At 72.0% G+C, this 22,417-nt stretch carries 14 protein-coding genes; 10 read left to right on the top strand and 4 right to left on the bottom strand.

All coding sequences use genetic code 11. From position 1 onward, the window contains the following. The first annotated feature begins 55 nt into the window (after positions 1-55). The 5 genes from DMA15_RS11840 (at position 56) to DMA15_RS11820 (ending at position 6,795) form a co-directional block, all read left to right on the top strand. Positions 56-790 (top strand): hypothetical protein, encoded by a 735-nt coding sequence (locus DMA15_RS11840; protein ID WP_125517647.1) that lies wholly within the window; start codon positions 56-58, stop codon positions 788-790. A gap of 88 nt (positions 791-878) precedes the next feature. After that, a complete protein-coding gene (locus DMA15_RS11835) occupies positions 879-1,724 on the top strand; it encodes a DegV family protein (protein WP_125512732.1) in 846 nt (281 codons plus the stop codon). 118 nt (positions 1,725-1,842) lie between these two features. Further along, positions 1,843-3,045 carry a ComEA family DNA-binding protein gene (locus tag DMA15_RS11830; RefSeq protein ID WP_125512731.1) on the top strand — a complete coding sequence of 401 codons (1,203 nt, stop codon included), beginning with the start codon at positions 1,843-1,845 and terminating at the stop codon, positions 3,043-3,045. Then, the gene (locus tag DMA15_RS11825; RefSeq protein WP_125512730.1) at positions 3,042-5,732 is read left to right on the top strand and encodes a ComEC/Rec2 family competence protein; all 2,691 of its coding nucleotides are present in this window, start codon (positions 3,042-3,044) and stop codon (positions 5,730-5,732) included. Before DMA15_RS11830 ends, DMA15_RS11825 begins: the two co-directional genes overlap by 4 nt. A gap of 181 nt (positions 5,733-5,913) precedes the next feature. Beyond that, positions 5,914-6,795, top strand: a complete 882-nt coding sequence (locus tag DMA15_RS11820) for a YceI family protein (protein ID WP_125517644.1) — start codon at positions 5,914-5,916, stop codon at positions 6,793-6,795. 84 nt (positions 6,796-6,879) lie between these two features. On the opposite strand, the gene DMA15_RS11815 is transcribed toward DMA15_RS11820, so the two are convergent. After that, on the bottom strand, positions 6,880-7,125 hold the full coding sequence (locus DMA15_RS11815; RefSeq protein ID WP_125512729.1) for a hypothetical protein: 246 nt from the start codon (positions 7,123-7,125) through the stop codon (positions 6,880-6,882). Positions 7,126-7,179: 54 nt separating this feature from the next. Between DMA15_RS11815 and holA the strand changes: the two genes are divergently transcribed. Next, positions 7,180-8,163: a DNA polymerase III subunit delta gene (gene holA / locus DMA15_RS11810; protein WP_125512728.1), complete on the top strand. Its 984-nt coding sequence runs from the start codon at positions 7,180-7,182 to the stop codon at positions 8,161-8,163. Positions 8,164-8,716: 553 nt separating this feature from the next. Here holA and rpsT read toward each other — a convergent pair. Next, the gene (rpsT, locus tag DMA15_RS11805) at positions 8,717-8,983 is read right to left on the bottom strand and encodes a 30S ribosomal protein S20 (RefSeq protein ID WP_055564969.1); all 267 of its coding nucleotides are present in this window, start codon (positions 8,981-8,983) and stop codon (positions 8,717-8,719) included. Between the two features lie 217 nt (positions 8,984-9,200). Here rpsT and lepA point away from each other — a divergent pair, with 217 nt between their 5' ends. Beyond that, positions 9,201-11,072: a translation elongation factor 4 gene (lepA, locus tag DMA15_RS11800; protein WP_125512727.1), complete on the top strand. Its 1,872-nt coding sequence runs from the start codon at positions 9,201-9,203 to the stop codon at positions 11,070-11,072. Between the two features lie 284 nt (positions 11,073-11,356). Continuing rightward, complete coding sequence (locus tag DMA15_RS11795) at positions 11,357-13,246, top strand: long-chain fatty acid--CoA ligase (protein ID WP_125512726.1); 1,890 nt, start codon at positions 11,357-11,359, stop codon at positions 13,244-13,246. Between the two features lie 99 nt (positions 13,247-13,345). Here the strand turns inward: DMA15_RS11795 and DMA15_RS11790 are convergent, their stop codons facing one another. Together DMA15_RS11790 and DMA15_RS11785 are read right to left on the bottom strand one after the other, a co-directional pair. Continuing rightward, a complete protein-coding gene (locus DMA15_RS11790) occupies positions 13,346-13,924 on the bottom strand; it encodes a response regulator (protein WP_125512725.1) in 579 nt (192 codons plus the stop codon). A 49-nt stretch (positions 13,925-13,973) separates the two neighbouring features. Beyond that, entirely contained in the window at positions 13,974-17,996 is a 4,023-nt protein-coding gene (locus DMA15_RS11785; protein WP_125512724.1) for a HAMP domain-containing protein, read from the bottom strand. A 351-nt stretch (positions 17,997-18,347) separates the two neighbouring features. Here DMA15_RS11785 and DMA15_RS11780 point away from each other — a divergent pair, with 351 nt between their 5' ends. Further along, positions 18,348-20,249, top strand: a complete 1,902-nt coding sequence (locus DMA15_RS11780) for a SpoIIE family protein phosphatase (protein WP_125512723.1) — start codon at positions 18,348-18,350, stop codon at positions 20,247-20,249. Positions 20,250-20,523: 274 nt separating this feature from the next. Then, on the top strand, positions 20,524-21,756 hold the full coding sequence (gene hemW, locus DMA15_RS11775; protein ID WP_125512722.1) for a radical SAM family heme chaperone HemW: 1,233 nt from the start codon (positions 20,524-20,526) through the stop codon (positions 21,754-21,756). Positions 21,757-22,417: the final 661 nt, after the last annotated feature.

Below are 22,417 nucleotides of genomic sequence, written 5' to 3'. Positions count from 1 at the left end.
TTACGGTGGAGGGACCATCGCTGGGGTGGACCGGACCGGACTCGAGAGGGGCGTCATGGAAGCCGTGGGCGTGATCGTGGCGCTGCTCGTCGTGCTCTTCCTGGTGCTGGGGGTGTATGCCACGGTGAAGGTCGTGAAGGCGGCCAAGCGGGGCGTGGACCGCACCATCTCGGAGGCTCGCCGCACGGTGGAGGACACCACCCTCCGCGCGAAGAGCTTCACCCAGATCGGCGCCGCGGGCGAACTGGCCCAGCTGCGGCTGTCGTTGCGCTCGTCGATGCGGGCCACGCAAGAGGTGCTGAAGGCGGGCGCCGTCGAGGACGCCTCTCTGAAGGAGTCCCTCGGCCTGTTCGACCGGCTCAGCGCCCATGGGCACGAGCTGGACGACGAGCTGCGGCGCCTGGAGCGCGACCCGGACAAGGCGGCCCTCGCCCAGCGGCTCCCCGAGCTGAAGGAGCGTACGGAGCAGATCACCAAGGCGGCCGACTCCCTGCGGTGGTCGGCGCGCGACCGTGCCCGCCGGTTCGCGGGCGACGACCTGGACTCGCTGAGCACGCAGATCGGCATGGAGGCGGGCGCCCTGCGGCACTGGACGACGGAGCCGGCGCCCGCACAGACACCCGCCGCCTGGCCCGAGCCCGCCGCGCAGCCCGGCAAGGAAGCGGAGCAGACCTGGTCCGAGCCCTCGCCGCAGGCCTCCCGGGAGTCCGCACGGCCCGCGATCACGCCACCCTCGCAGGCGCCCACGTATCCGTGGGAGAAGAAGGCCAAGCCGGAGAGCACGACCTGAGCCGCCCGTGAGGCGGGGCGCCTCCCCGGGAGGGGGCGAGCAGGGGCCGGGCTGCCGCCCGGCGGCCCAGCCGGGTAGTGTCCAGCCCATGTCCCGCCATGTCGCGATCGTCACGGATTCAACGGCCTATCTGCCGCAGCGGGCGATGGAGCGGCACGGCATCACCGCGGTCCCCCTGACCGTGGTCCTGGGCGACCAGGCGCTGGAGGAAGGCACCGAGATCTCGGCGCGCTCCGTCGCCCTGGCGCTGCAGAAGCGGAAGTCGGTGACCACGTCCCGGCCCGGCCCCGAGGTCTTCGCCGAGGCGTACCGGAAGGTCGCCCAGGCGGGCGCCACGGCCATCGTCTCGCTGCATCTGTCCGCCGAGTTCTCCGGTACGTACGACGCCGCGGTCCTCGCCGCGAAGGACGCGCCGGTTCCGGTGCGGGTGGTGGACACCGGCATGGTCGCGATGGCCCTCGGCTTCTGCGCCCTCGCGGCGGCGGAGGCCGCGGAGGCGGGTGACTCGGTCGACGAGGTGGTGGCGGCCGCCGAGAAGCGTGCCGCGGGCACGTCCGCGTACTTCTACGTCGACACCCTCGACTATCTGCGCAGGGGCGGCCGTATCGGTGCCGCGCAGGCGCTGCTGGGCTCCGCGCTCGCCGTCAAGCCCATCCTGAAGCTGGACGGCGGCCGTATCGACATGCTGGAGAAGGTGCGGACGGCGTCGAAGGCGATCGCCCGGCTGGAGGAGATCGTCGTCGAACGCGCCGGGACGGGCCGGGTCGACATCGCGGTGCACCATCTCGCGGCGCCGGAGCGGGCGTCGGCCCTCGCGGACCGCCTCCGCGAGCGGCTGCCGGGCCTCGGGGAGCTGCATGTCAGCGAGGTGGGCGCGGTGATCGGCGCGCATACGGGGCCGGGGCTGCTGGGGGCCGTGGTCTCGCCTCGGTGAGTTCTGGGCGTGGATGATGTGCCACGTGTGGGTGACGGAGTTATCCACAACTGCTGGGTAATCCACGGGAATTGACCAAGATCAACATAATGTCGTGGCGGTGCCTAACGTCGTCGGCATGACCTCACTTCGATCACCTTCTCGGACGGTTTCGCGGGCGTCTTCGCGGCCGTCTTCCCGGGCGTCTTCTGGGACGTCTTCTGCTGTGGCTTCCGCGACGAGCGGCCCCGGCCGTGCCCCTGGTTCCGACGGCCGCGCGCGGCGCCGTCACGCCCGCCGGGTCCGGCGCGGCCATGTCTCGGCGGAGGCGGTGCGGCTGCGGGCGGAGAGCCTCTTCGCCGAGCCACAACCCCCGCCTGCCTCACCACGGCCGGAGGTGTCGGCTGCCTCACCGCGCTTGGACGTGGCGGCTGCTGATGCGCCGCTGCTTCCCGGGCGCGAGGGCGGGGGCGCGGAGCGTCCGGCTCCACCCGCACCGGGGTGGGCGCGGCAGGAGGATGCGGCGGCGGAGACCTGGGCGGAGGCGGACGGAGCCGCGAAGGGGGCGGCGCTGGACGGACCCTCGCGGCGGGAGCGGATGGGTCTGGCCGTGCGGGAGCGGCTGCCGGTGTGGCTCCAGTCGCGGTGCGGGGTCGACCGGCGGGGCGTGGTCGCGCTCGTCGTGGTCCTCGCCGTCGCCGCGGTCTTCGCCGCGCAGCACTTCTGGACGGGGCGCACGCAGCCCGTCCAGGCGCCGGACGTCGTGCGTGCGGCGGGCGCGGCCGCCGAGCGCGGGGCGCGACCCGCGCCGTCGCCGGGGCCCTCCGTGGAGGCGGGCCGCGCGGCGGCGGGTGGGAGTGGCGCGGCCGGGGCGGCGGGCTCGGGTGGTGGCGCGATCGTCGTGGACGTGAGCGGGAAGGTCCGTCGGCCCGGTGTCCATCGGCTGCCCGCGGGCTCCCGGGTGGCCGACGCGCTGCGGGCCGCGGGCGGGGCCCGGCCCGGCGCGGACATGGGCGGCCTCAACCGCGCGCGGTTCCTGACGGACGGCGAGCAGGTGGTGGTCGGAGAGCCGGCCGCGGCCCCCGCGCCGGGCGGATCCGGTGCGGCGACGGGTGCGGGTTCGGCGGGTGCCGGGGCGGCGGGAGCCACGGGCCCGGTCGGGCTGAACACGGCGACCGCGGAGCAGCTGGACGAACTGCCGGGAGTCGGCCCCGTGTTGGCCCAGCACATCATCGACTACCGCACCGAGCACGGCGGTTTCCGCTCCGTCGAAGAGCTCCGCGAGGTCAACGGCATCGGTGACCGGCGCTACGCCGATCTCCAGGGTCTCGTACGGCCATGACGCCGGGATCGCGAACCGGCGCGGCGCGTGCGGCCGTTCACGTCTCGTCGGGTCACCGCCTCGGTGCCTCGCACCCCCGGCAGGAGGGGCCGGTCGACCTGCGCCTGGTGCCGCCCGCGCTGGCGGCATGGGTGGCGGCCGCGCTCATGCTGGACGCCCCGCCGCGGTGGGCGGTCGCCACGGTGGTGGTCTGCGTGGCGGCGGCGGGGGTGCTGCTGGTGGCGTGGACGACTGGGGGCGGGGCGGGGCCCACGCTCCCAGCCGGGGTTCCGGGTGGGGCTCCGGGTGGGGCTCCGGGCGGGCGGCGAGGGCGGATGTCGCGCGGACGGGGCACCGGTCGGCGATATGCCTGGGGGCGTTTCTCGGTGGCCGCGACCCTGCTCTGTGCCGCCGCCTCCGCGGGCTCCGCGGCGTTGCACGGGCCGGACCTGCACCGGGGGCCCATCCCTGCGCTGGCAAGTGAATTCGCGGAAGTGGAAGCGGAGTTGCGGGTCACGTCCGATCCCAGGCGCACCAGACCCCGCGTCGCGAGTGCGCACGCGCTGCCGCCCACTGTCGTCCTGGACGCCGATGTCGTCCGCGTCAAGCAGGCGGACGGCACGGCGACCGTGACGCGGACCCCGGTGCTTGTCGTGGTGCGGGGAGAGCATTCGGACTCCGCGAAGCCCCCGCACCCGCCGGGTGGCCGGAGCGCGGGGGAGCCGGGGGCGCGGTCGGCCGACGCCGGCCGTCCCGGTGACACCTGGCTCGGGCTGCTGCCCTCCACGCGGCTGCGGGTTCAGGGGAGGCTGGCGCCGCCGCTGCCGGAGGGGGACCGGGTCGCGGCGGTGCTCCGGGTCTCGGGGGAGCGGGCGCCGCGTGTGGTCGGGGCGCCGACCGGGGCCCAGCGGCTCGCCGGGGAGTTGCGGGGCGGACTGCGCGAGGTCACGGAAGGGCTGCCGGCCGACGCACGCGCGCTGCTGCCGGGGCTGGTGGTCGGGGACACCTCGCGAGTCCCCGCCGAACTGGAGCAGGCGTTCAGGGACACCGACCTGACGCACTTGCTCGCCGTCAGCGGGGCGAATCTCACGATCGTCCTCGTCCTGCTCATCGGGCCACCCGGCACCGCCCAGCGGGCCGAACGGCGGGGGCTCGCCCCGAAGCTGGGCATCCCGCTGCGTACGACCGCGCTGCTGGGCGGGCTGCTCACCCTCGGCTTCGTCATCGTCTGCCGACCGGACCCGAGCGTGCTGCGCGCCGCGGCCTGCGGGCTGATCGCACTCCTCGCCCTCGCCACCGGGCGGCGCAGATCGCTGATCCCGGCGCTGGCCGCCGCCGTACTGCTGCTCGTCCTGTACGACCCGTGGCTGTCCCGCAGCTATGGCTTCCTGCTCTCCGTCCTCGCCACCGGAGCGCTGCTCACCCTCGCGCCACGCTGGAGTGCGGCGCTGCGTCGGCGCGGGATGCCGCCCAGGTGCGCCGACGCGCTGGCCGCCGCGGCCGCGGCGCAGGCGGTGTGCGCGCCCGTCGTCGCCGTTCTCGCCGCCCGGGTGAGTCTGGTGGCGGTGCCGTGCAATCTCCTCGCGGAGTTCGCCGTCGCGCCCGCCACCGTGCTCGGCTTCGCCGCGCTGGCCTCGGCGCCCGTGGCGATGCCGGTCGCCGAGGCACTGGCGTGGGGCGCGAGTTGGCCCACCGAGTGGATCGCGGAGATTGCCCGCACGGGGGCGGCGCTGCCCGGCAGCGGCATCGACTGGCCCGGCGGTTGGCGCGGCGGGCTGCTGCTCGCGCTCGCCACGGTCGTGCTGATCCTGGTGGGCCGCAGACTCGCCCGGCACCCGTGGCTCGCCGGGGCCTGCGCCCTGCTGCTCCTGCTGGCGGTCGTCCAGCCGCCGCCCCTCACCAGGGTGATCGCGGGCTGGCCGCCGCCGGGGTGGCGCATGGTGATGTGCGACGTGGGCCAGGGTGATGCCACGGTGCTCGCGGCGGGCGAGGGCGCGGGGGTGGTCGTCGACGCGGGGCCCGACCCGGTGGCGGCCGATCGATGCCTGCGCTCGCTGGGGATCACCCGGGTGCCCCTGGTGCTGCTCACGCACTTTCACGCCGATCACGTGGCGGGGCTGCCCGGGGTGTTGCGGGGGCGCGAGGTGGGCGTGATCCAGACGACGGGGTTCCAGGAGCCGCCGGAGCAGGCGGAGTTCGTGCGGGATCAGGCGGCCGCCGAGCGTGTTCCGGTGACCCGGGCCGTGGCGGGGGAGCGGCGGCGCGCGGGGGCGCTGGACTGGCAGGTGCTGTGGCCCCCGGCAGGCCCGGCCCCGCCGCCCGAGGGGCCGAACGACGCGAGCGTGACGCTGCTCGTGCGGACCGCGGGGCTGAGCCTGCTGCTCCTCGGGGATCTCGAGCCGCCCGGCCAGCGTGCTCTGCTGCGCAGCCCGGCCGCCGCGGCGCTCGCCTCCGTGGACGTGCTCAAGGTGGCTCATCACGGCTCGGCCCACCAGGATCCGGAGCTTCTGCGCCGGGCGGCGCCGAGGCTGGCGCTGATCTCCTGCGGCGCGGACAACTCGTACGGGCACCCCGCGCCGGTCACGATCGCGGCGCTGCGGGCGGGAGGGGCGCGGGTGCTGCGTACTGACGTGGACGGCTCGGTGGCGGTCCTGGCCTCCGGCCCGAGGGCGTCGCCTCAGCTGGAAGCGGCGACGCGGCCGCCCTAGGGGGAGCTGAGGGCCCGCGACGGTCAGCCAGGCGATCAATTCGGGCTACTCGCGACACTTCCAGCGCATCGTCAGCATTCCCGCGATGTGCGGCCGTGTTGCATCGAATGCCGCAACGGTGATCGAATGCGTCTTCGTCGCAGTATGCAGTGTTGTCAAGGAACGCGGGGGTGTGTCGCGCGTGATCGGCCGTTGGCTGGGAAACCGTACGAATCGGGTGGGACGGACGGGACCCATGTCGGCGTTCAGGGTTCCGCCGAACGCGGGGGTGCTCAGCTGCCGGGTGCTGGACCCCGTCAACGAACCCGTGCGGAACGCGGAGTTCGCCGTCAGTGACGCGACGGGCCGCAAGGTGGTCGGCGGGGGGACGGATCCCTATGGGTCGTTCGTCACCACCGTTCCGGCGGGGGACTACCGGCTCATGGTCTCGGCGGAAGGGTTCACCCCGTACCGGGCGAGCGCCACGGTCGGTCAGGAGGCGCATGCCTCGCTCGGCGATGTGACGCTCCAGATCGCCCAGCCCCCGGCGCTTCCCGAGGCCGGTGACTGGGAGATCGACCCCCTGCACTCGTCGGTCGGTTTCACCGCGCGGCACATCGGGCTGGCCAGGATCCACGGCCGGTTCAACAGCTTCGCGGGAGCCATCCGGATGGGGGAGCGGATGCGGGATTCCGCGATGCATGTCGTCATCGACGCGGCCTCCATCGACACGGGGGTGCAGATGCGCGACGACCACCTGCGCTCCGGTGACTTCCTCGACGTGGGGCGGTTCCCGACGATGGAGTTCTACAGCGACCGTTTCGTGCACAAGGGCGGCAGTCGCTGGGCGATATCCGGTGGGCTGACGCTGCACGGGGTGACGCGCACGGTCACGTTGGACACGGAGTACCTCGGGGTGGGGCAGGGGCTGGAGGGCGAGACCCGCGTGGCCTGCCGCGCCACCACCGAGCTGCATCGCGACGACTTCACGATCAGCTGGCAGACGATGCTGGCGCGCGGTATCGCGGCCGTCGGGCACAGCATCACGATCGACCTCGACATCCAGGTCGTCCCCAAGAGCTGAGGCGCGGGGCGGCGGCCCCTGGCGCCCCGACCTGGCCCCGGGGGCCGACGCCGGGTCCGGGGCCGGGCTGACGCCGGGGGCGCCTCAGGGGACCTCCAGCCAGCCCTCGTACGCGGCGGCCAGTTCGTCGAGCGCGGCGGGGTCCAGGCGGGACTCGGGGTCCTCGACCACGACCAGCCACTGGGCGTCCTCGGCGTCGTCCTCACCGGCCAGCGCGTCACGGACGAGCTGGGGTTCCTCGGCGACGCCGAAACGGTCGGGGAGTTCTTCGGCGACCTCCTCCGCGGCATCGCGGTCGGGCAGCACCAGGACATGTCGTACGTCGGTCACGTGCCCATTCTCCGATATGGGTTCTGTCAGTGGCGCGTGGGATGCTTGACCGCGATGGCCAGGAAGACAGCTCACGACGACCCGCTCGCTCCCCTCACGCTCGCCGTGGGGCAGGAGGATCTGCTCCTCGACCGTGCCGTGCAGGAGGTGGTGGCGGCCGCCCGCGCCGCCGACGCGGACACGGACGTGCGTGACCTCGCCCCCGAGCAGTTGCAGCCCGGCACGCTCGCCGAGCTGACCAGCCCCTCGCTCTTCGCCGAGCGCAAGGTCGTCGTCGTGCGGAACGCGCAGGATCTGTCGGCCGACACGATCAAGGACGTGAAGGGGTATCTCGGGTCGCCCGCCGAGGAGATCACCCTCGTCCTGCTGCACGCGGGCGGCGCCAAGGGCAAGGGCCTGCTCGACGCCGCGCGCAAGGCGGGTGCGCGTGAGGTCGCCTGCCCCAAGATGACGAAGCCCGCGGACCGGCTGTCGTTCGTGCGCGGTGAGTTCCGGGTCCTGGGGCGTTCGGCGACCTCCGAGGCGTGTCAGGCCCTGGTCGACTCGATCGGCAGCGATCTGCGTGAGCTGGCCTCCGCGGTGTCGCAGCTGGCGGCGGACGTCGAGGGCACGATCGACGAGGCGGTCGTCGGGCGGTACTACACGGGGCGGGCGGAGGCCTCCAGCTTCACGGTCGCCGACCGGGCGGTGGAGGGGCGGGCCGCGGAGGCGCTCGAGGCGTTGCGCTGGTCGCTTTCGACCGGGGTCGCCCCTGTCATGATCACCAGCGCTCTCGCGCAGGGTGTGCGGGCCATCGGCAAGCTCTCCTCCGCGCGGGGCGGGCGTCCGGCCGACCTCGCTCGGGAGCTGGGTATGCCGCCCTGGAAGATCGATCGGGTGCGGCAGCAGATGCGGGGGTGGACCCCGGATGGGGTGGCGGCGGCGATTGCCGCTGTCGCGGCGGCCGACGCGGGGGTCAAGGGGGGCGGCGACGATCCCGAGTACGCGTTGGAGAAGGCGGTCGTGGCGGTTGCGCGGGCTGCGCGGGCCCGACGGTAGCGCTCCGCTGGGGTGGGCGGATTCTTTTTGTGCGGGCTCTGGCGGGGCGCCTGTGTCTCGGTCTCGGCACCGGTTCCCTGCGGGGCGGGCGTGGCTGTCGGGCCGTTCCCCGCGCCCCTTACGGGCCTCCCGCGCCGTTCCGCGCCCCTTGCGGGGCCCAGCTGCCCCGGTTCCCTGCGGGTTGGTTGTGGCTGGTCGCGCCGTTCCCCGCGCCCCTTACGGGGCCCTTCCGAGCCGCCCCGCGCCCTTGGCGGGGCCCAGCTGCCCCGGTCTCCTGCGGGTCGGACGTGGTTGCTCGCGCCGTTCCCCGCGCCCCTGACGGGGCGCTTTCGCGCCCGCCACCAGCCCCGACGGGGCGCCCCCTGCGCCCCCACCACCCCGGCACCCGGGACACAGCAACGCCCCCGGAGTGGGCCGGGGGCGTTGGCGCAGCGTGGCGTACTGCGGGGTCTGTCCGCGATTCGAGGTAGAGGGCTCGAATTACCCTCGCGGGAGGATTGATCAGCTCCCCGGCGTACTGGGCGTACGAGACGCACTAGCCGGGGCAGAGGCTTCAGCCCTTGAGGGACGCGGCCTTCGTCGCAAGCGCCGACTTCTTGTTGGCGGCCTGGTTCTTGTGGATGACGCCCTTGGAGACGGCCTTGTCGAGCTGGCGCGTGGCCTCACGCGTGAGCTCGGCGGCCTTCTGGGTGTCACCGGCGGCAACGGCCTCGCGGGCCTTGCGGATCGCGGTCTTCAGCGAAGACTTGACCGCCTTGTTGCGCTGACGCGCCTTCTCGTTGGTCTTGATCCGCTTGATCTGGGACTTGATGTTCGCCACGAAAGAGCCTTTTCAGGTTCAGGTACTGCAGAGGTACTGCAGATGAGTGTTATGACACGCGCCTCGACGCTTGAGAGGGCTACGAGACACAGCTGCCCACGGTACCAGCCGCTGTCGGACCGGCCCAAACCGAGCGCAGTGCGCCACCCATGGGACGATGGAAGCTACGTATAGATCCGACCCGAGGCTACAGGCGCCTCAAGAGACAGGACCCTGCGTGCCCGCGACCCCTAACAATGTGCCCGAGCCGAGCCGTACCGCCCCGGCTCTGATCCGCAATTTCTGCATCATCGCGCACATCGACCACGGCAAGTCCACGCTCGCCGACCGCATGCTCCAGCTCACCGGGGTGGTCGAGCAGCGCCAGATGCGCGCTCAGTACCTCGACCGGATGGACATCGAGCGCGAGCGCGGCATCACGATCAAGTCCCAGGCGGTGCGTCTGCCCTGGGCCCCGAACGAGGGCCCGGACCAGGGCAGTACGCACATCCTCAACATGATCGACACCCCGGGCCACGTGGACTTCACGTACGAAGTCTCGCGTTCGCTCGCGGCCTGTGAGGGCACGATCCTCCTGGTCGACGCGGCCCAGGGCATCGAGGCGCAGACTCTCGCCAACCTCTATCTGGCGATGGAGAACGACCTCAAGATCATCCCGGTCCTCAACAAGATCGACCTGCCGGCCGCCCAGCCGGAGAAGTTCTCCGAGGAGCTGGCCAACCTCATCGGCTGTGACCCCGCCGACGTCCTGAAGGTCTCCGCGAAGACCGGCATGGGCGTCGAGGCGCTGCTCGACAAGGTCGTCGCCGAGATCCCGCCGCCGGTCGGCGTCGCCGACGCGCCCGCGCGCGCGATGATCTTCGACTCGGTCTACGACTCCTACCGCGGCGTCGTGACGTACGTACGAGTGGTCGACGGCCAGCTCAACAAGCGCGAGCGGATCCGGATGATGTCCACCGGCGCCACGCACGAGCTGCTCGAGATCGGTGTGTCCTCCCCCGAGATGACCCCGGCCGACGGCATCGGCGTCGGCGAGGTGGGCTACATCATCACCGGCGTGAAGGACGTCCGTCAGTCCAAGGTCGGTGACACGATCACCTCCCTGCACAAGGGCGCCACCCAGGCCCTCGGCGGCTACAAGGACCCCAAGCCGATGGTGTTCTCGGGTCTGTATCCGCTGGACGGCTCGGAGTACCCGGACCTGCGCGAGGCCCTCGACAAGCTCCAGCTCAACGACGCCGCGCTGGTGTACGAGCCGGAGACCTCGGCCGCGCTCGGCTTCGGCTTCCGCGTCGGTTTCCTCGGGCTGCTGCACCTCGACGTCATCCGCGAGCGTCTCGAACGGGAATTCGGGCTCGACCTGATCGCCACCGCCCCCAACGTGGTCTACCGCGTGATCATGGAGGACGGCACCGAGCACACGGTCACCAACCCGAGTGAATTCCCCGAGGGCAAGATCGACGAGGTCTACGAGCCCGTCGTGCGCGCCACGATCCTCGCGCCGAGCGAGTTCATCGGCTCGATCATGGAGCTGTGCCAGAACCGGCGCGGCGTCATGCTCGGCATGGACTACCTCTCCGAGGACCGCGTCGAGATCCGCTACACCCTGCCGCTCGCCGAGATCGTCTTCGACTTCTTCGACCAGCTGAAGTCCAAGACGCGCGGATACGCCTCGCTGGACTACGAGCCCACCGGCGAGCAGTCGGCCCAGCTCGTCAAGGTCGACATCCTGCTCCACGGCGACAAGGTCGACGCCTTCTCCGCCGTCACGCACAAGGACCAGGCGTACGCGTACGGCGTGCGGCTCGTCGCCAAGCTGCGCGAGCTGATCCCGCGGCAGGCCTTCGAGGTGCCCGTGCAGGCGGCCATCGGCTCCCGGGTCATCGCCCGCGAGACCATCCGCGCCATCCGCAAGGACGTCCTCGCCAAGTGTTACGGCGGTGACATCTCCCGTAAGCGCAAGCTCCTGGAGAAGCAGAAGGAGGGCAAGAAGCGGATGAAGATGGTCGGCTCCGTCGAGGTGCCGCAGGAAGCCTTCATCGCGGTGCTCTCCAGTGACGACAGCGGTCCGGGCAAGGCGAAGAAGTAACTCTCCGTGAAGGAGTAGCCTCCCCGGCCGCGGTTCCGCCGCTGCCACGCGGGCCCGGTGTGTACGACGCGCCGGGCCCGTTCGTATGAGCGTCCGGGGGATTTCGGGGTCCGGAGGAAGTGAGAGGCAGCTGCCCCTTACGCGTCGGGCGTCGGCGCTCTACTCTGATCTCCACTCGCAGGTTACTCGCAAGTTAAACAAGTGGCCGACAGGGCAGCAGCAGAGATAAGAAGCAGAGCCGCCGCCAGCCAGATCGCCGCACCGTCGTGGGCCCGGAGGATGTCGTGAGCGACACACAGACCTTGATCGAGAACCGTCCGCCCTCGGTGGCGCATCTCTTCCTGGAGCGCGTGGCGGCCACGCCGGACGCCGAGGCCTACCGCTACCCGGTCCCGGCCCCGTCCGGCGCGGGCCCCGACGACTGGAAGGCGCTCAGCTGGTCGCAGGCGGCCGACCGCGTCTACGCCATCGCCGCCGGCCTCATCGAGCTGGGTCTCAGCCCGGAGGACCGGGTCGCCCTCGCCTCCTCCACACGGGTCGAGTGGATCCTGGCCGACCTCGGCATCATGTGCGCGGGCGCGGCCACCACGACCGTCTACCCGTCGACCAACGCCGAGGAGTCCGCGTACATCCTCGCCGACTCCGACAGCCGGGTGCTGATCGCCGAGGACGCGGCCCAGCTCGCCAAGGCGCGCGCGAAGCGGACCGAGCTGCCCGAGCTGCGGCACGTCGTGGTGATCGACGCCGAGGGCGTGAGCGCCGCCGAGGGCGACCCCGAAGGCTGGGTGCTCACCCTCGCCGACCTGGAGGCCCTGGGCACCGCCCACCTGGAGAAGAGCCCCGAGGCCGTCAAGGACCGGATCGCGGCGATCACCAAGGACCAGCTCGCCACGATCATCTACACCTCCGGCACCACGGGCCGCCCCAAGGGCGTGCGCCTGCCACAGGACAACTGGTCGTACATGGCGAAGGCCATCGCGGCGACCGGCCTGCTCGGCCCCGACGACGTGCAGTACCTGTGGCTGCCGCTCGCACACGTCTTCGGCAAGGTGCTGACCTCCGGGCAGATCGAGCTGGGGCACGTCACCGCCGTCGACGGCCGCGTGGACAAGATCATCGAGAATCTGCCGGTGGTGCAGCCGACGTACATGGCCTCCGTGCCCCGCATCTTCGAGAAGGTCTACAACGGCGTCGCCGCCAAGGCCCGGGCCGGCGGCGGGGCCAAGTACAAGATCTTCCTGTGGGCCGCCGAGGTCGCCCGCGAGTACGCGAAGGTCAGCCAGGACAACTTCCGCAGGACCGGCAACGCCTCGGTGCCCTTCGGGCTGCGCGCCAAGCACAAGGTCGCCGACTCGCTCGTCTACTCCAAGCTGCGCGAGGCCTTCGGCGGGCGGCTGCGCGCCGCCGTCTCCGGATCGGCCGCCCTCGCCCCCGACATCGGGTACTTCTTCGCGGGCGCCGGCATCCACATCCTGGAGGGCTACGGCCTCACCGAGTCCTCCGCCGCCTCCTTCGTCAACCCCGGCGAGGCCTACCGCACCGGCACCGTCGGCAAGCCGCTGCCCGGCACCGAGGTCCGCATCGCCGACGACGGCGAGATCCTGCTGCGCGGCCCCGGCATCATGGAGGGCTACCACGGCCTGCCGGAGAAGACGGCCGAGGTCCTGGAGTCCGACGGGTGGTTCCACACCGGGGACATCGGCGAGCTGTCCGTCGACGGCTATCTGCGGATCACCGACCGCAAGAAGGACCTCATCAAGACGTCCGGCGGCAAGTACATCGCGCCCGCCGAGGTAGAGGGCCAGTTCAAGGCCGTGTGCCCGTACGTCTCCAACATCCTGGTGCACGGCGCCGACAAGAACTTCTGCACCGCGCTGATCTCGCTGGACGAGCCCGCGATCCTGGCCTGGGCACAGGAGCACGACCTGGGCGGCAAGTCGTACGCCGAGGTCGTCGCCGCGCCCGCCACGGTGGAGCTGATCGAGGGCTATGTGAAGCAGCTCAACGAAGGCCTCCAGCGCTGGCAGACCATCAAGAAGTTCCGCCTCCTGCCGCGCGACCTGGACGTCGAGCACGGCGAGCTGACGCCGAGCCTGAAGCTGAAGCGCCCGGTCGTCGAACGGGAGTACAAGCACCTGATCGACGAGATGTACGCGGGTTCGCGCGAGGCCTGAGGACGTACGCGGGTTCGCGCGAGGCCTGAGGACGTACGCGGGTTCGCGCGAGGCCTGAGGCCGCGCCACAGCGGCAGCGGCGCATCCTGAGGACGCGCCCTAGCGGCAGCGGCGCATCTCCCGCACCAGTTCCTCCATGTGCGTGACGTGGTGGCGCAGCTCCACCACGTCGTCGAGGCTGCTCGCCGCCATCTGGGTCTCGATCGCGGACAGGCGCGCGGCCAGCTCGTCGAAGTGGAGCTGCTCGCGGGCCAGTACCCGCTCCAGCTGCCGGTTCTTGCGGTGCAGTTCCAGGAAGACCATGACCTTGGCGCGCAGCACCCAGGGGTCGAACGGCTTGGTGAGGAAGTCCGCGGCGCCCGTCGCGTAGCCGCGGAAGGCGTAGCCGGCGTCGTGGTCGGTGCCCGTCAGGAAGATGATGGGCACGTCCTTGGTCTGGTCGAGGCGTTTGATGTTCGCGGCGGTCTCGAAGCCGTCCATGCCCGGCATCCGCACGTCCAGGAGGATGAGGGCGAAGCGCTGGCGCAGGAGCGCCTTCATCGCCTCCTCCCCTGAACGGGCCCGCACCAGCGGCTCGTTCAGGGAGGCGAGGACGGCTTCGAGGGCCAGCAGGTTGTCCTCCATGTCGTCGACAAGGAGGATGCTCGCTCGGTGATCGGTCAGGGGCTCTGCGCTCATGTCAGGGGCTCTGCGCTCATGTCGGGAGTTCGCTCATGTCGGGAGTTCCTCAGTCGCTCGCCGGTTCGTCGGCGCCGGCGCCCTCGGGGTCCAGCAGGGCGCAGACGACACCGAGGAGCTGATCCACGTCCACGGGCTTGGGCACGTAGTCGGTGGCGCCCTGGGAGATGGCCTTCTCGCGGTCCCCGGGCATGGCCTTCGCGGTGAGGGCGACGATGGGCAGGCCCCGCCAGCGGGGGCTGTCGCGGATGGCGGCCATGGTCTCATAACCGTCCATCTCCGGCATCATGATGTCCATCAGGACGATGTCGACGTCCGGATTGCGCTCCAGGGTCTCGATGCCCTCGCGGCCGTTCTCCGCGTAGAGGACGGGCATGCCCACCCGGCCGAGTACGTGGGTGAGCGCGAAGACGTTGCGGATGTCGTCGTCGACGATCAGCACCCGGCGCCCCGGGAGCAGGCGGCCCGCGCGGCCCCGCTTCCACTCCTCCAGCTTGGTGGGGGTGGGCCAGCTGTCGTCGGGTTCGAGACTGGTGTGCGGACGCAGCACGGCCGGCTCCCGCGGCTCCGGCAGCTGCCGGGGGTGGGCCGCGGCGAACGCGACGGCGGCCGCGCTGTGGCCCGGGTGCACCACGGGCACGTACAGCGAGAAGGTGGAGCCCTGGCCGGGGTTGCTCTCGGCGGTGATGCGGCCGCCGAGCAGGCCGGCGATCTCGCGGCTGATGGAGAGGCCGAGGCCGGTGCCGCCGTACTTGCGGTTGGTGGTGCCGTCGGCCTGCTGGAACGCCTCGAAGATCACCGGCAGTTGCTCGGTGGGGATGCCGATGCCGGTGTCGCGGACGGCGAAGCAGAGCAGGTCCTCGCTGTCGTGGCCGAGCCGGTCGGCCGCGCCGTCCGTGACGCGGCTGACCCGCAGCTCGACGCTGCCCGCCGAGGTGAATTTGACCGCGTTCGACAGGAGGTTGCGCAGGATCTGCTGGAGGCGCTGCTCGTCCGAGAACATCTCGCGCGGCACGTCCTCGCCGACCGACACGTCGAAGGCCAGGCCCCGGTCGAGGGTGAGCGGGCGGAACGTGGCGTGGACGTAGTCCAGGACCTTGATCAGCGGAAGTTTCTTGGGGCGTACGTCCATCCGGCCGGCCTCGATCTTCGACAGGTCCAGGATGTCGTTGATGAGCTGGAGCAGGTCCGAGCCCGAGCGGTGGATCGTCGTCGCGAACTGCACCTCCTGGTCGGAGAGGTTGCCGTCGGGGTTGTCGGAGAGCAGCCTGGCCAGGATCAGCAGGGAGTTGAGCGGTGTGCGCAGCTCGTGCGACATGTTCGCGAGGAACTCCGACTTGTACTGGGAGCTGGTGGCGAGCAGCGCGGCCTTCTCCTCCAGCTCCGCGTTCGAGCGGCGCAACTCCGCCTGCTGGCGCTGGAGTTCGTCCGAGCGCTCCTGGAGCTGGGTGGCCAGGCGCTGGGACTCGCCGAGGAGCGATTCCGTACGGGAGTTGGCGATGATGGTGTTGATCGCCACGCCGATGGTGTTCACGAACTGGTCGAAGAAGGCCAGGTGGACGTCGGAGAAGCGGGAGAACGTGGCCAGTTCGATCACGCCGAGCAGCTTGTCCTCGAAGAGGATCGGGATGATCACGACCGTGGCGGGGGCCGCGTCGCCGAGCCCTGAGTGGATCTTGATGTACTCCGGCGGGACGTTCTCGACGAGGATGCGCTTCTTCTCCAGGGCCGCCTGGCGCACCAGGCCCTGCGCGGGCATCCCGCCGGTGTCGACGACCGAGTCCTGCGCCGCGCCGTACCCCGCGATGAAGGCGAGGCCCTTCGCGGTGACCTGCGTGGGCCCCGGGCCCTCCGCGGTGTCCGGGTCGGCCAGGAAGAAGGCGCCGTACTGGGCGTTCACCAGCGGGGTCAGCTCGCGCAGGATCAGGTCGGCGACCTCCATCAGATCGCGGTGGCCCTGCATCAGGCCCGCGAGGCGGGCGAGGTTGGACTCCAGCCAGTCCTTGGCGCGGGTGGTCTCGCGGAGGTTGGAGACCATGAGGTTGATGTTGTCCTTCAGCTCGGACACCTCGCCGCGCGTCTCCACCGTGATGGCGCGGGTCATGTCGCCCTGGGCCACGGCGGAGGCGACCTCGGCGATCGCGCGGACCTGGGTGGTGAGGTTCAGCGCCAGCTCGTTCACGTTCGTCGTCAGGCGCTTCCACGTGCCGTACACGCCCTCGACCCGTGCCTGGCCGCCCAGTTGGCCCTCGGAGCCGACCTCGCGGGCCACGCGCGTGACCTCGGAGGAGAACGAGGAGAGCGTGTCCACCATGGTGTTGATGGTGGTCTTCAGCTCCAGGATCTCGCCGCGCGCGTCCACGTCGATCTTCTTGGAGAGGTCGCCCTGGGCGACGGCGGTCGCCACCTGCGCGATGTTGCGGACCTGGCCGGTGAGGTTGTCCGCCATGTAGTTGACGTTGTCGGTGAGGTCCTTCCACACCCCCGACACCCCGAGGACCTGCGCGCGGCCCCCGAGCCGCCCGTCCGTGCCGACCTCGCGGGCCACGCGCGTCACCTCGTCGGCGAAGGCGCGCAGCTGCTCGACCATCGTGTTGACGGTGTCCTTCAGCTCCAGGATCTCGCCGCGCGCGGTGACCGTGATCATCTTGGAGAGGTCGCCGTTGGCGACGGCGGTGGTGACCTGGGCGATGTTGCGGACCTGGGAGGTGAGGTTCGAGGCCATGAAGTTGACGTTGTCGGTGAGGTCCTTCCATACGCCGGAGACGCCCCGCACCTGGGCCTGCCCGCCGAGGTTGCCCTCCGTGCCGACCTCGCGGGCGACGCGGGTGACCTCGTCGGCGAAGGCGGAGAGCTGGTCGACCATGGTGTTGATCGTCGACTTCAGCTCCAGGATCTCGCCCTTCGCCTCCACCGTGATCTTCTTGCCGAGATCGCCCTGGGCGACGGCCGTCGAGACGAGTGCGATGTTGCGGACCTGCGAAGTGAGGTTGTCCGCCATGAAGTTGACGTTGTCGGTCAGGTCCTTCCATACACCGGAGACGCCCCGCACCTGGGCCCGCCCGCCGAGGTTGCCCTCCGTGCCGACCTCGCGGGCGACGCGGGTGACCTCGTCGGCGAAGGCGGAGAGCTGGTCCACCATCGTGTTGACCGTCGACTTCAGCTCCAGGATCTCGCCCCGGGCGTCCACGGTGATCTTCTGGCTCAGGTCGCCGTTGGCGACGGCGGTGGTGACCTGGGCGATGTTGCGGACCTGGGAGGTGAGGTTCGAGGCCATGAAGTTGACGTTGTCGGTGAGGTCCTTCCATACGCCGGAGACGCCTCGCACCTGGGCCTGTCCGCCCAGCTGGCCCTCCGTGCCGACCTCGCGTGCCACGCGCGTCACCTCGGCGGCGAACGCGGAGAGCTGCTCCACCATGGTGTTGACGGTCAGCTTCAGTTCGAGCAGCTCGCCGGTGGCCTCGACCTTCACCGTGCGCGTCAGGTCGCCCTGCGCCACCGCCGTCGTCACCAGGGCGATGTCGCGCACCTGCGCGGTGAGCCGTGAGGCCATCGTGTTGACGGCCTCCGTCACATCACGCCAACTGCCGGAGAGGCCCCGCACCTTGGCGCGCCCGCCGAGCCGCCCCTCCGTGCCCACCTCACGGGCGACGCGGGTGACCTCGCCGGTGAAGAGGGACAGCTGGTCGACCATCGTATTGACGGCGCGGCCCAGGCGGCGCAGGTCGCCCCGAAGCTCACGGCTGCCGTCGTGCAGGTCGACGCGCTGGGTGAGGTCGCCGCCCGCCACCGCGTTCAGCACCCGGGTGGCGTTGGCGGCCGGGGCCACCAGCGAGTCGAGCAGGGAGTTGACCTCCTGGATACGGGCGGCCCACCTGCCCTGCCCCGGGCTCGGGGTGAACCGCTCGTCCAGGCGGCCGTGCCGGATGATCTCCCTGCGCACCCGGACCAGTTCGCCGTCGAAGTGCATCGAGCGGTCGAGCAGTTCGTTGTAGAGCGTGAACAGCTCGGCGGTGACACCGTCGCCGACCGGCGCGATCTTCGTGAACTCCCCGTCGCGCGCGGCGCGCATGGCGGCCAGCAGCGTACGGAGACCGAGATCGTTGGCCGGGGCGGACTCGGCCGCTCCGGGAAGGGGCTCCGAAGCTGCCGCTCCGGGAAGGGGCTCCGAAGCTGCCGCTCCGGGAAGGGGCTCCGAAGCTGCCGCTCCGGAAGGGGGCTCCGAGGCTCCGGAGGGGGACGGGGGAGGGGCCTGGGCCGGGATCCGGGGGGATCCGAGCGCGGGCTTACCACTGTTCTCACTCATAGCGGCCCACTTCGGTGACTCGGTGCTTATGGGCGCCGCCAGTCTGTCACCCTGTCGGTGTCGCCTGAGGCGTATTCGCCCGAACTGCTCAGGAGCCGCACAGTGGGGTCCAGTCCGATGCAACGGGAGACCGAGTTCCGTGCCTGTGCCAAGGACCCGGACCGGCCCCGCCCACCGGCGGTGGTGCGCACATCCCTGCCCGGCACCTCCCTGTCGCCCGCGGACGCCCGCCAATTCGTGCGCGCCGCCCTCGCCGACTGGTGCGAGCTGGACGTGCCCGCGGCGGCCGGCCTCACCGACCGTGTCGCCGACGACGCGGTGCTGCTGGTCAGCGAGTTGGTCACCAACGCGGTCGTGCACGCGGGCACCGCCGTCGAACTGCTGTGCAGACTCGACGAGGCCGGGCCGGGCGAGGAGACCGACACCCTCGTCATCGAGGTCTCCGACCACCACCCCTCCCGCGCCGTGCGCGGCGAGCAGCACCCGCCGCCCAGCGGCACCCCCGAGTACGGCCGCGGCCTGCAACTCGTGGCGACCCTCTCCGAGTCCTGGGGCATCACCTACCGCACGGGCACCAAGACCGTCTGGGCCCGGCTGCCCGTCGAGGGCGCCCGGAGCGGCCACGACAGCGAGCCGTCCGTGAGCGAGCAGGCGCCCCAGCGCGGGCCGCGCACCGCCGACCTTCTCGCGCCCCTGCCCAAGCGGGTCACCCACGACACCGAGTGGGTCAACCGCGGCGCGCTCAGCTTCCTCGCGGAGGCCTCCGACCTGCTGGCCGGGCAGTTCGACGAGGACCTGGTGGCCGCGCTCGCCGGACAGCTGCTCGTGCCGCGGCTCGCCGACTGGTGCGCGGTCTGGCTCGACGACGCCTCGGAGGGCCAGGCCCGCGCGGCCCCCGGCGCACCGGGCGCGCGGCTCGCCCGCGTCTGGCACACCTGCGAGCACCGCGTGGAGGAGCTGCGCCGCGTCCTGGAGAAGGACCCGCCCTGGCTGCCCGAAGCGGCGGGCTCGGGCGCCTGTCCCGTCCCCTGGCCGGGCGAGGGGCCGGCGAGCGAGTCGTCCGGCACGGCCCTCGCGTACCGCCTGACCGCGGGCGGCCGCGCCCTCGGCACGCTGGTGATCGGCCGGACCGGGCTGCTCCGCTTCCCCGACGAGGTCACCGGCCTCATCGAGGACTTCAGCCGCCGCGTCGCCCTCGCCGTCAGCACGGCCCGCCGCTACCAGCGCCAGGCCAACATCAGCCAGGTCCTCCAGCGCGGGCTGCTGCCCAGCAAGGTCGCCCAGATCCCCGGCGTGCAGAGCGGCCTCGTCTACGAGCCGCGGGACAAGGGCGGGCCCGGCGGCGACTTCTACGACGTGTTCCAGGCGGGCGCCGGGCGCTGGTGCTTCGCGCTCGGTGACGTGCAGGGCAAGGGGCCCGAGGCCGCCGTCGTCATCGGCCTGGCCCGCCCCTGGCTGCGGCTGCTCGCCCGCGAGGGCTACCAGGTCGCGGAGGTCCTGGACCGCCTCAACCAACTGCTCCTCGACGACGCGACCGAGGCGGCGGACGCGGCGGCCGCGGTCGTCGCCGTCGCGGGCGGCCAGGGCGTGCCCACCGACGGGGCCACCGCGCGCTTCCTCTCCCTCCTCTACGGCGAGCTGGTTCCGTACGAAGGGGGCGTGCGCTGCACGATCGCGTGCGCCGGGCATCCGCTGCCGCTGCTTCTCTCGCCCGAGGGGGAGGTGCGGGCCGCGGCGACGCCGCAGATGCTGCTCGGGGTCGTCGACGACGAGACGTATACGAGCGAGAGCTTCGACCTGCGCACCGGCGACACGCTCCTGTGCGTCACCGACGGGGTGACCGAGCGGCGCTCGGGCCGACTGCAGTTCGACGACGGCGACGGCCTCGCGCGGGCCCTCGCCGAGTGTGCGGGGCTCGGCGCGGGGGTGGTGGCGGAGCGGATCCGGCGGCTGGTGCACGAGTTCTCGGAGCGGCCGCCGGATGACGACATGGCGTTGCTGGTGTTGCGGGCGGAGTAGGGGGGCGGGGGTGCGGGGGTGCTGAGGCTTCCGGGGCTGCGGGGTGGCGGCCGCTGGGGCGTCCGGGGCTCTTGGGGTTGCCGGGGTTGTTCGGACTTGCGGGGCTCTTGGGGTTCCCGGGGCGGGGCGGTGGCCCGGATTTCTGTGGCGGTGCGGTCTCTGTCGGCGGTGCGGTCTCTTCGGCGGTCCGGCCTCCGCCGGCGGTGCGGTCTCTTCGGCGGTCCGGATTCTGCCGACGGTCCGGCTTCCGCCGGCGGTGCGGGACAATTCACGTATGCCTTCCGCACTGCCCGATGGTGAGCCCATGCCCGAGGACGGCGCGCTGCCCGCGTCCGCCCTGGAGGGCGCGGCCTCCCGCCCCCTCGGCTTCTACCTGCACGTCCCGTACTGCGCCACGCGCTGCGGCTACTGCGACTTCAACACCTACACCGCGACCGAGCTGCGCGGCTCCGGCGGTGTGCTCGCCTCGCGCGACAACTACGCGGACACCCTCGCCGACGAGGTGCGCCTCGCCCGCAAGGTCATGGGCGACGACCCGCGGCCGGTGCGGACCGTGTTCGTCGGAGGCGGTACGCCGACGCTGCTCGCCGCCGCCGACCTGGTGCGCATGCTGGCGGCCGTCCGGGACGAGTTCGGGCTCGCGGACGACGCGGAGATCACGACCGAGGCGAACCCGGAGTCGGTCGACACGGCGTATCTGAGCGAGCTGCGCGAGGGAGGCTTCAACCGGGTCTCCTTCGGCATGCAGAGCGCGCGCCAGCACGTGCTGCGCGTCCTGGACCGTACGCATACGCCGGGGCGGCCCGAGGCGTGCGTCGCCGAGGCGCGGGCGGCGGGCTTCGACCATGTGAACCTCGACCTGATCTACGGCACGCCCGGCGAGAGCGACGACGACTGGCGGGCCTCGCTGGACGCGGCGATCGGGGCCGGACCGGACCACGTCAGCGCCTATGCCCTGATCGTGGAGGAGGGTACGCAGCTGGCGCGGCGGATCCGGCGCGGCGAGGTCCCCATGACGGACGACGACGTCCACGCGGACCGGTATCTGATCGCGGACGAGGTGCTGGGGGCGGCGGGCTTCGACTGGTACGAGGTCTCCAACTGGGCCACCTCCGAGGCGGGGCGGTGCCTGCACAACGAGCTGTACTGGCGGGGCGCCGACTGGTGGGGGGCCGGGCCGGGGGCGCACAGCCATGTCGGGGGCGTGCGGTGGTGGAACGTGAAGCATCCGGGGGCGTACGCGTCGGCCCTCGCCTCGGGGGGCTCGCCCGGGGCGGGCCGGGAGGTGCTTTCCGGCGAGGACCGCCGGGTCGAGCGGATCCTCCTTGAGCTGAGGCTGAGGGAGGGCTGCCCGCTGTCCCTCCTCAGGGAGGCGGGGCTCTCGGCCTCGCGCCGGGCGCTGGAGAGGGGCCTCCTGGAGCCTGGTCCCTACGAGGCCGGGCGGGCGGTGCTTACGTTGCGGGGGCGCTTGTTGGCGGACGGGGTTGTGCGGGAGCTGGTCGACTGAGGCTGCATGGCGGGGGCGCCTCAAGCCGGGCCAACAACCCAGCGCTGCCCCGCTTCTGCCCCTGGGGGTGGCCCCGGGCTCGCTTTCCCGCCGGGTGCTGCCGCGCTTCTGCCCCTGGGGGTGGCCCTGCGCTCGCTTTCCCGCCGGATGCTGCCGCGCGCTTCTGCTCCCGGGGGTGGTCCCGTGCTCGCTTTCCCACCGGGCGCTGCCGCGCTTCTGTCCCTGGGGGTGGCCCCGCGCTCGCTCTCCCACCCGCCCACCCGCTCGGCCCGCTGGTAGGTCGAGGCTTCTGGTGGGTGGGTCTCGCCGTCGGCGGCTTGCGGGGTGAACGGGGAGGGTGGGGGCCTGCGGTCTGCGCGGGGCAAACGGGTGGGTGGGTGGGAGAGGCCGCGAAGCGGCTGGTGCGGTGGCGGAGGCTGACGGTGGTGTTGTGGGGTGGGATGGCACCCGGTGGCGTCTGTGGGTGGTCTGCGCCGGGTAAACGGGTGGGTGGGAAACGCCGCGAAGCGGCTGGTGGCGGGGGTGGAGGCTGGCGGGGACGTGGTGGTGCGGGGTGGTCCCGGGTGTCTGCGTGGGGTAAACAGGCGGCCCGGTTGGTCGTGCGGGCCAGCGCTCAGGGGCGTCCGTGGCTGGTCTGCGCGGGGTGAACGGGTGGGTGGGT

The organism is Streptomyces sp. WAC 01529 (assembly GCF_003945545.1).
Lineage (GTDB): Bacteria > Actinomycetota > Actinomycetes > Streptomycetales > Streptomycetaceae > Streptomyces > Streptomyces anatolicus.
Note: the sequence above shows the minus strand (reverse complement) of the source record. Positions and strands in the feature narration are given on the sequence as shown.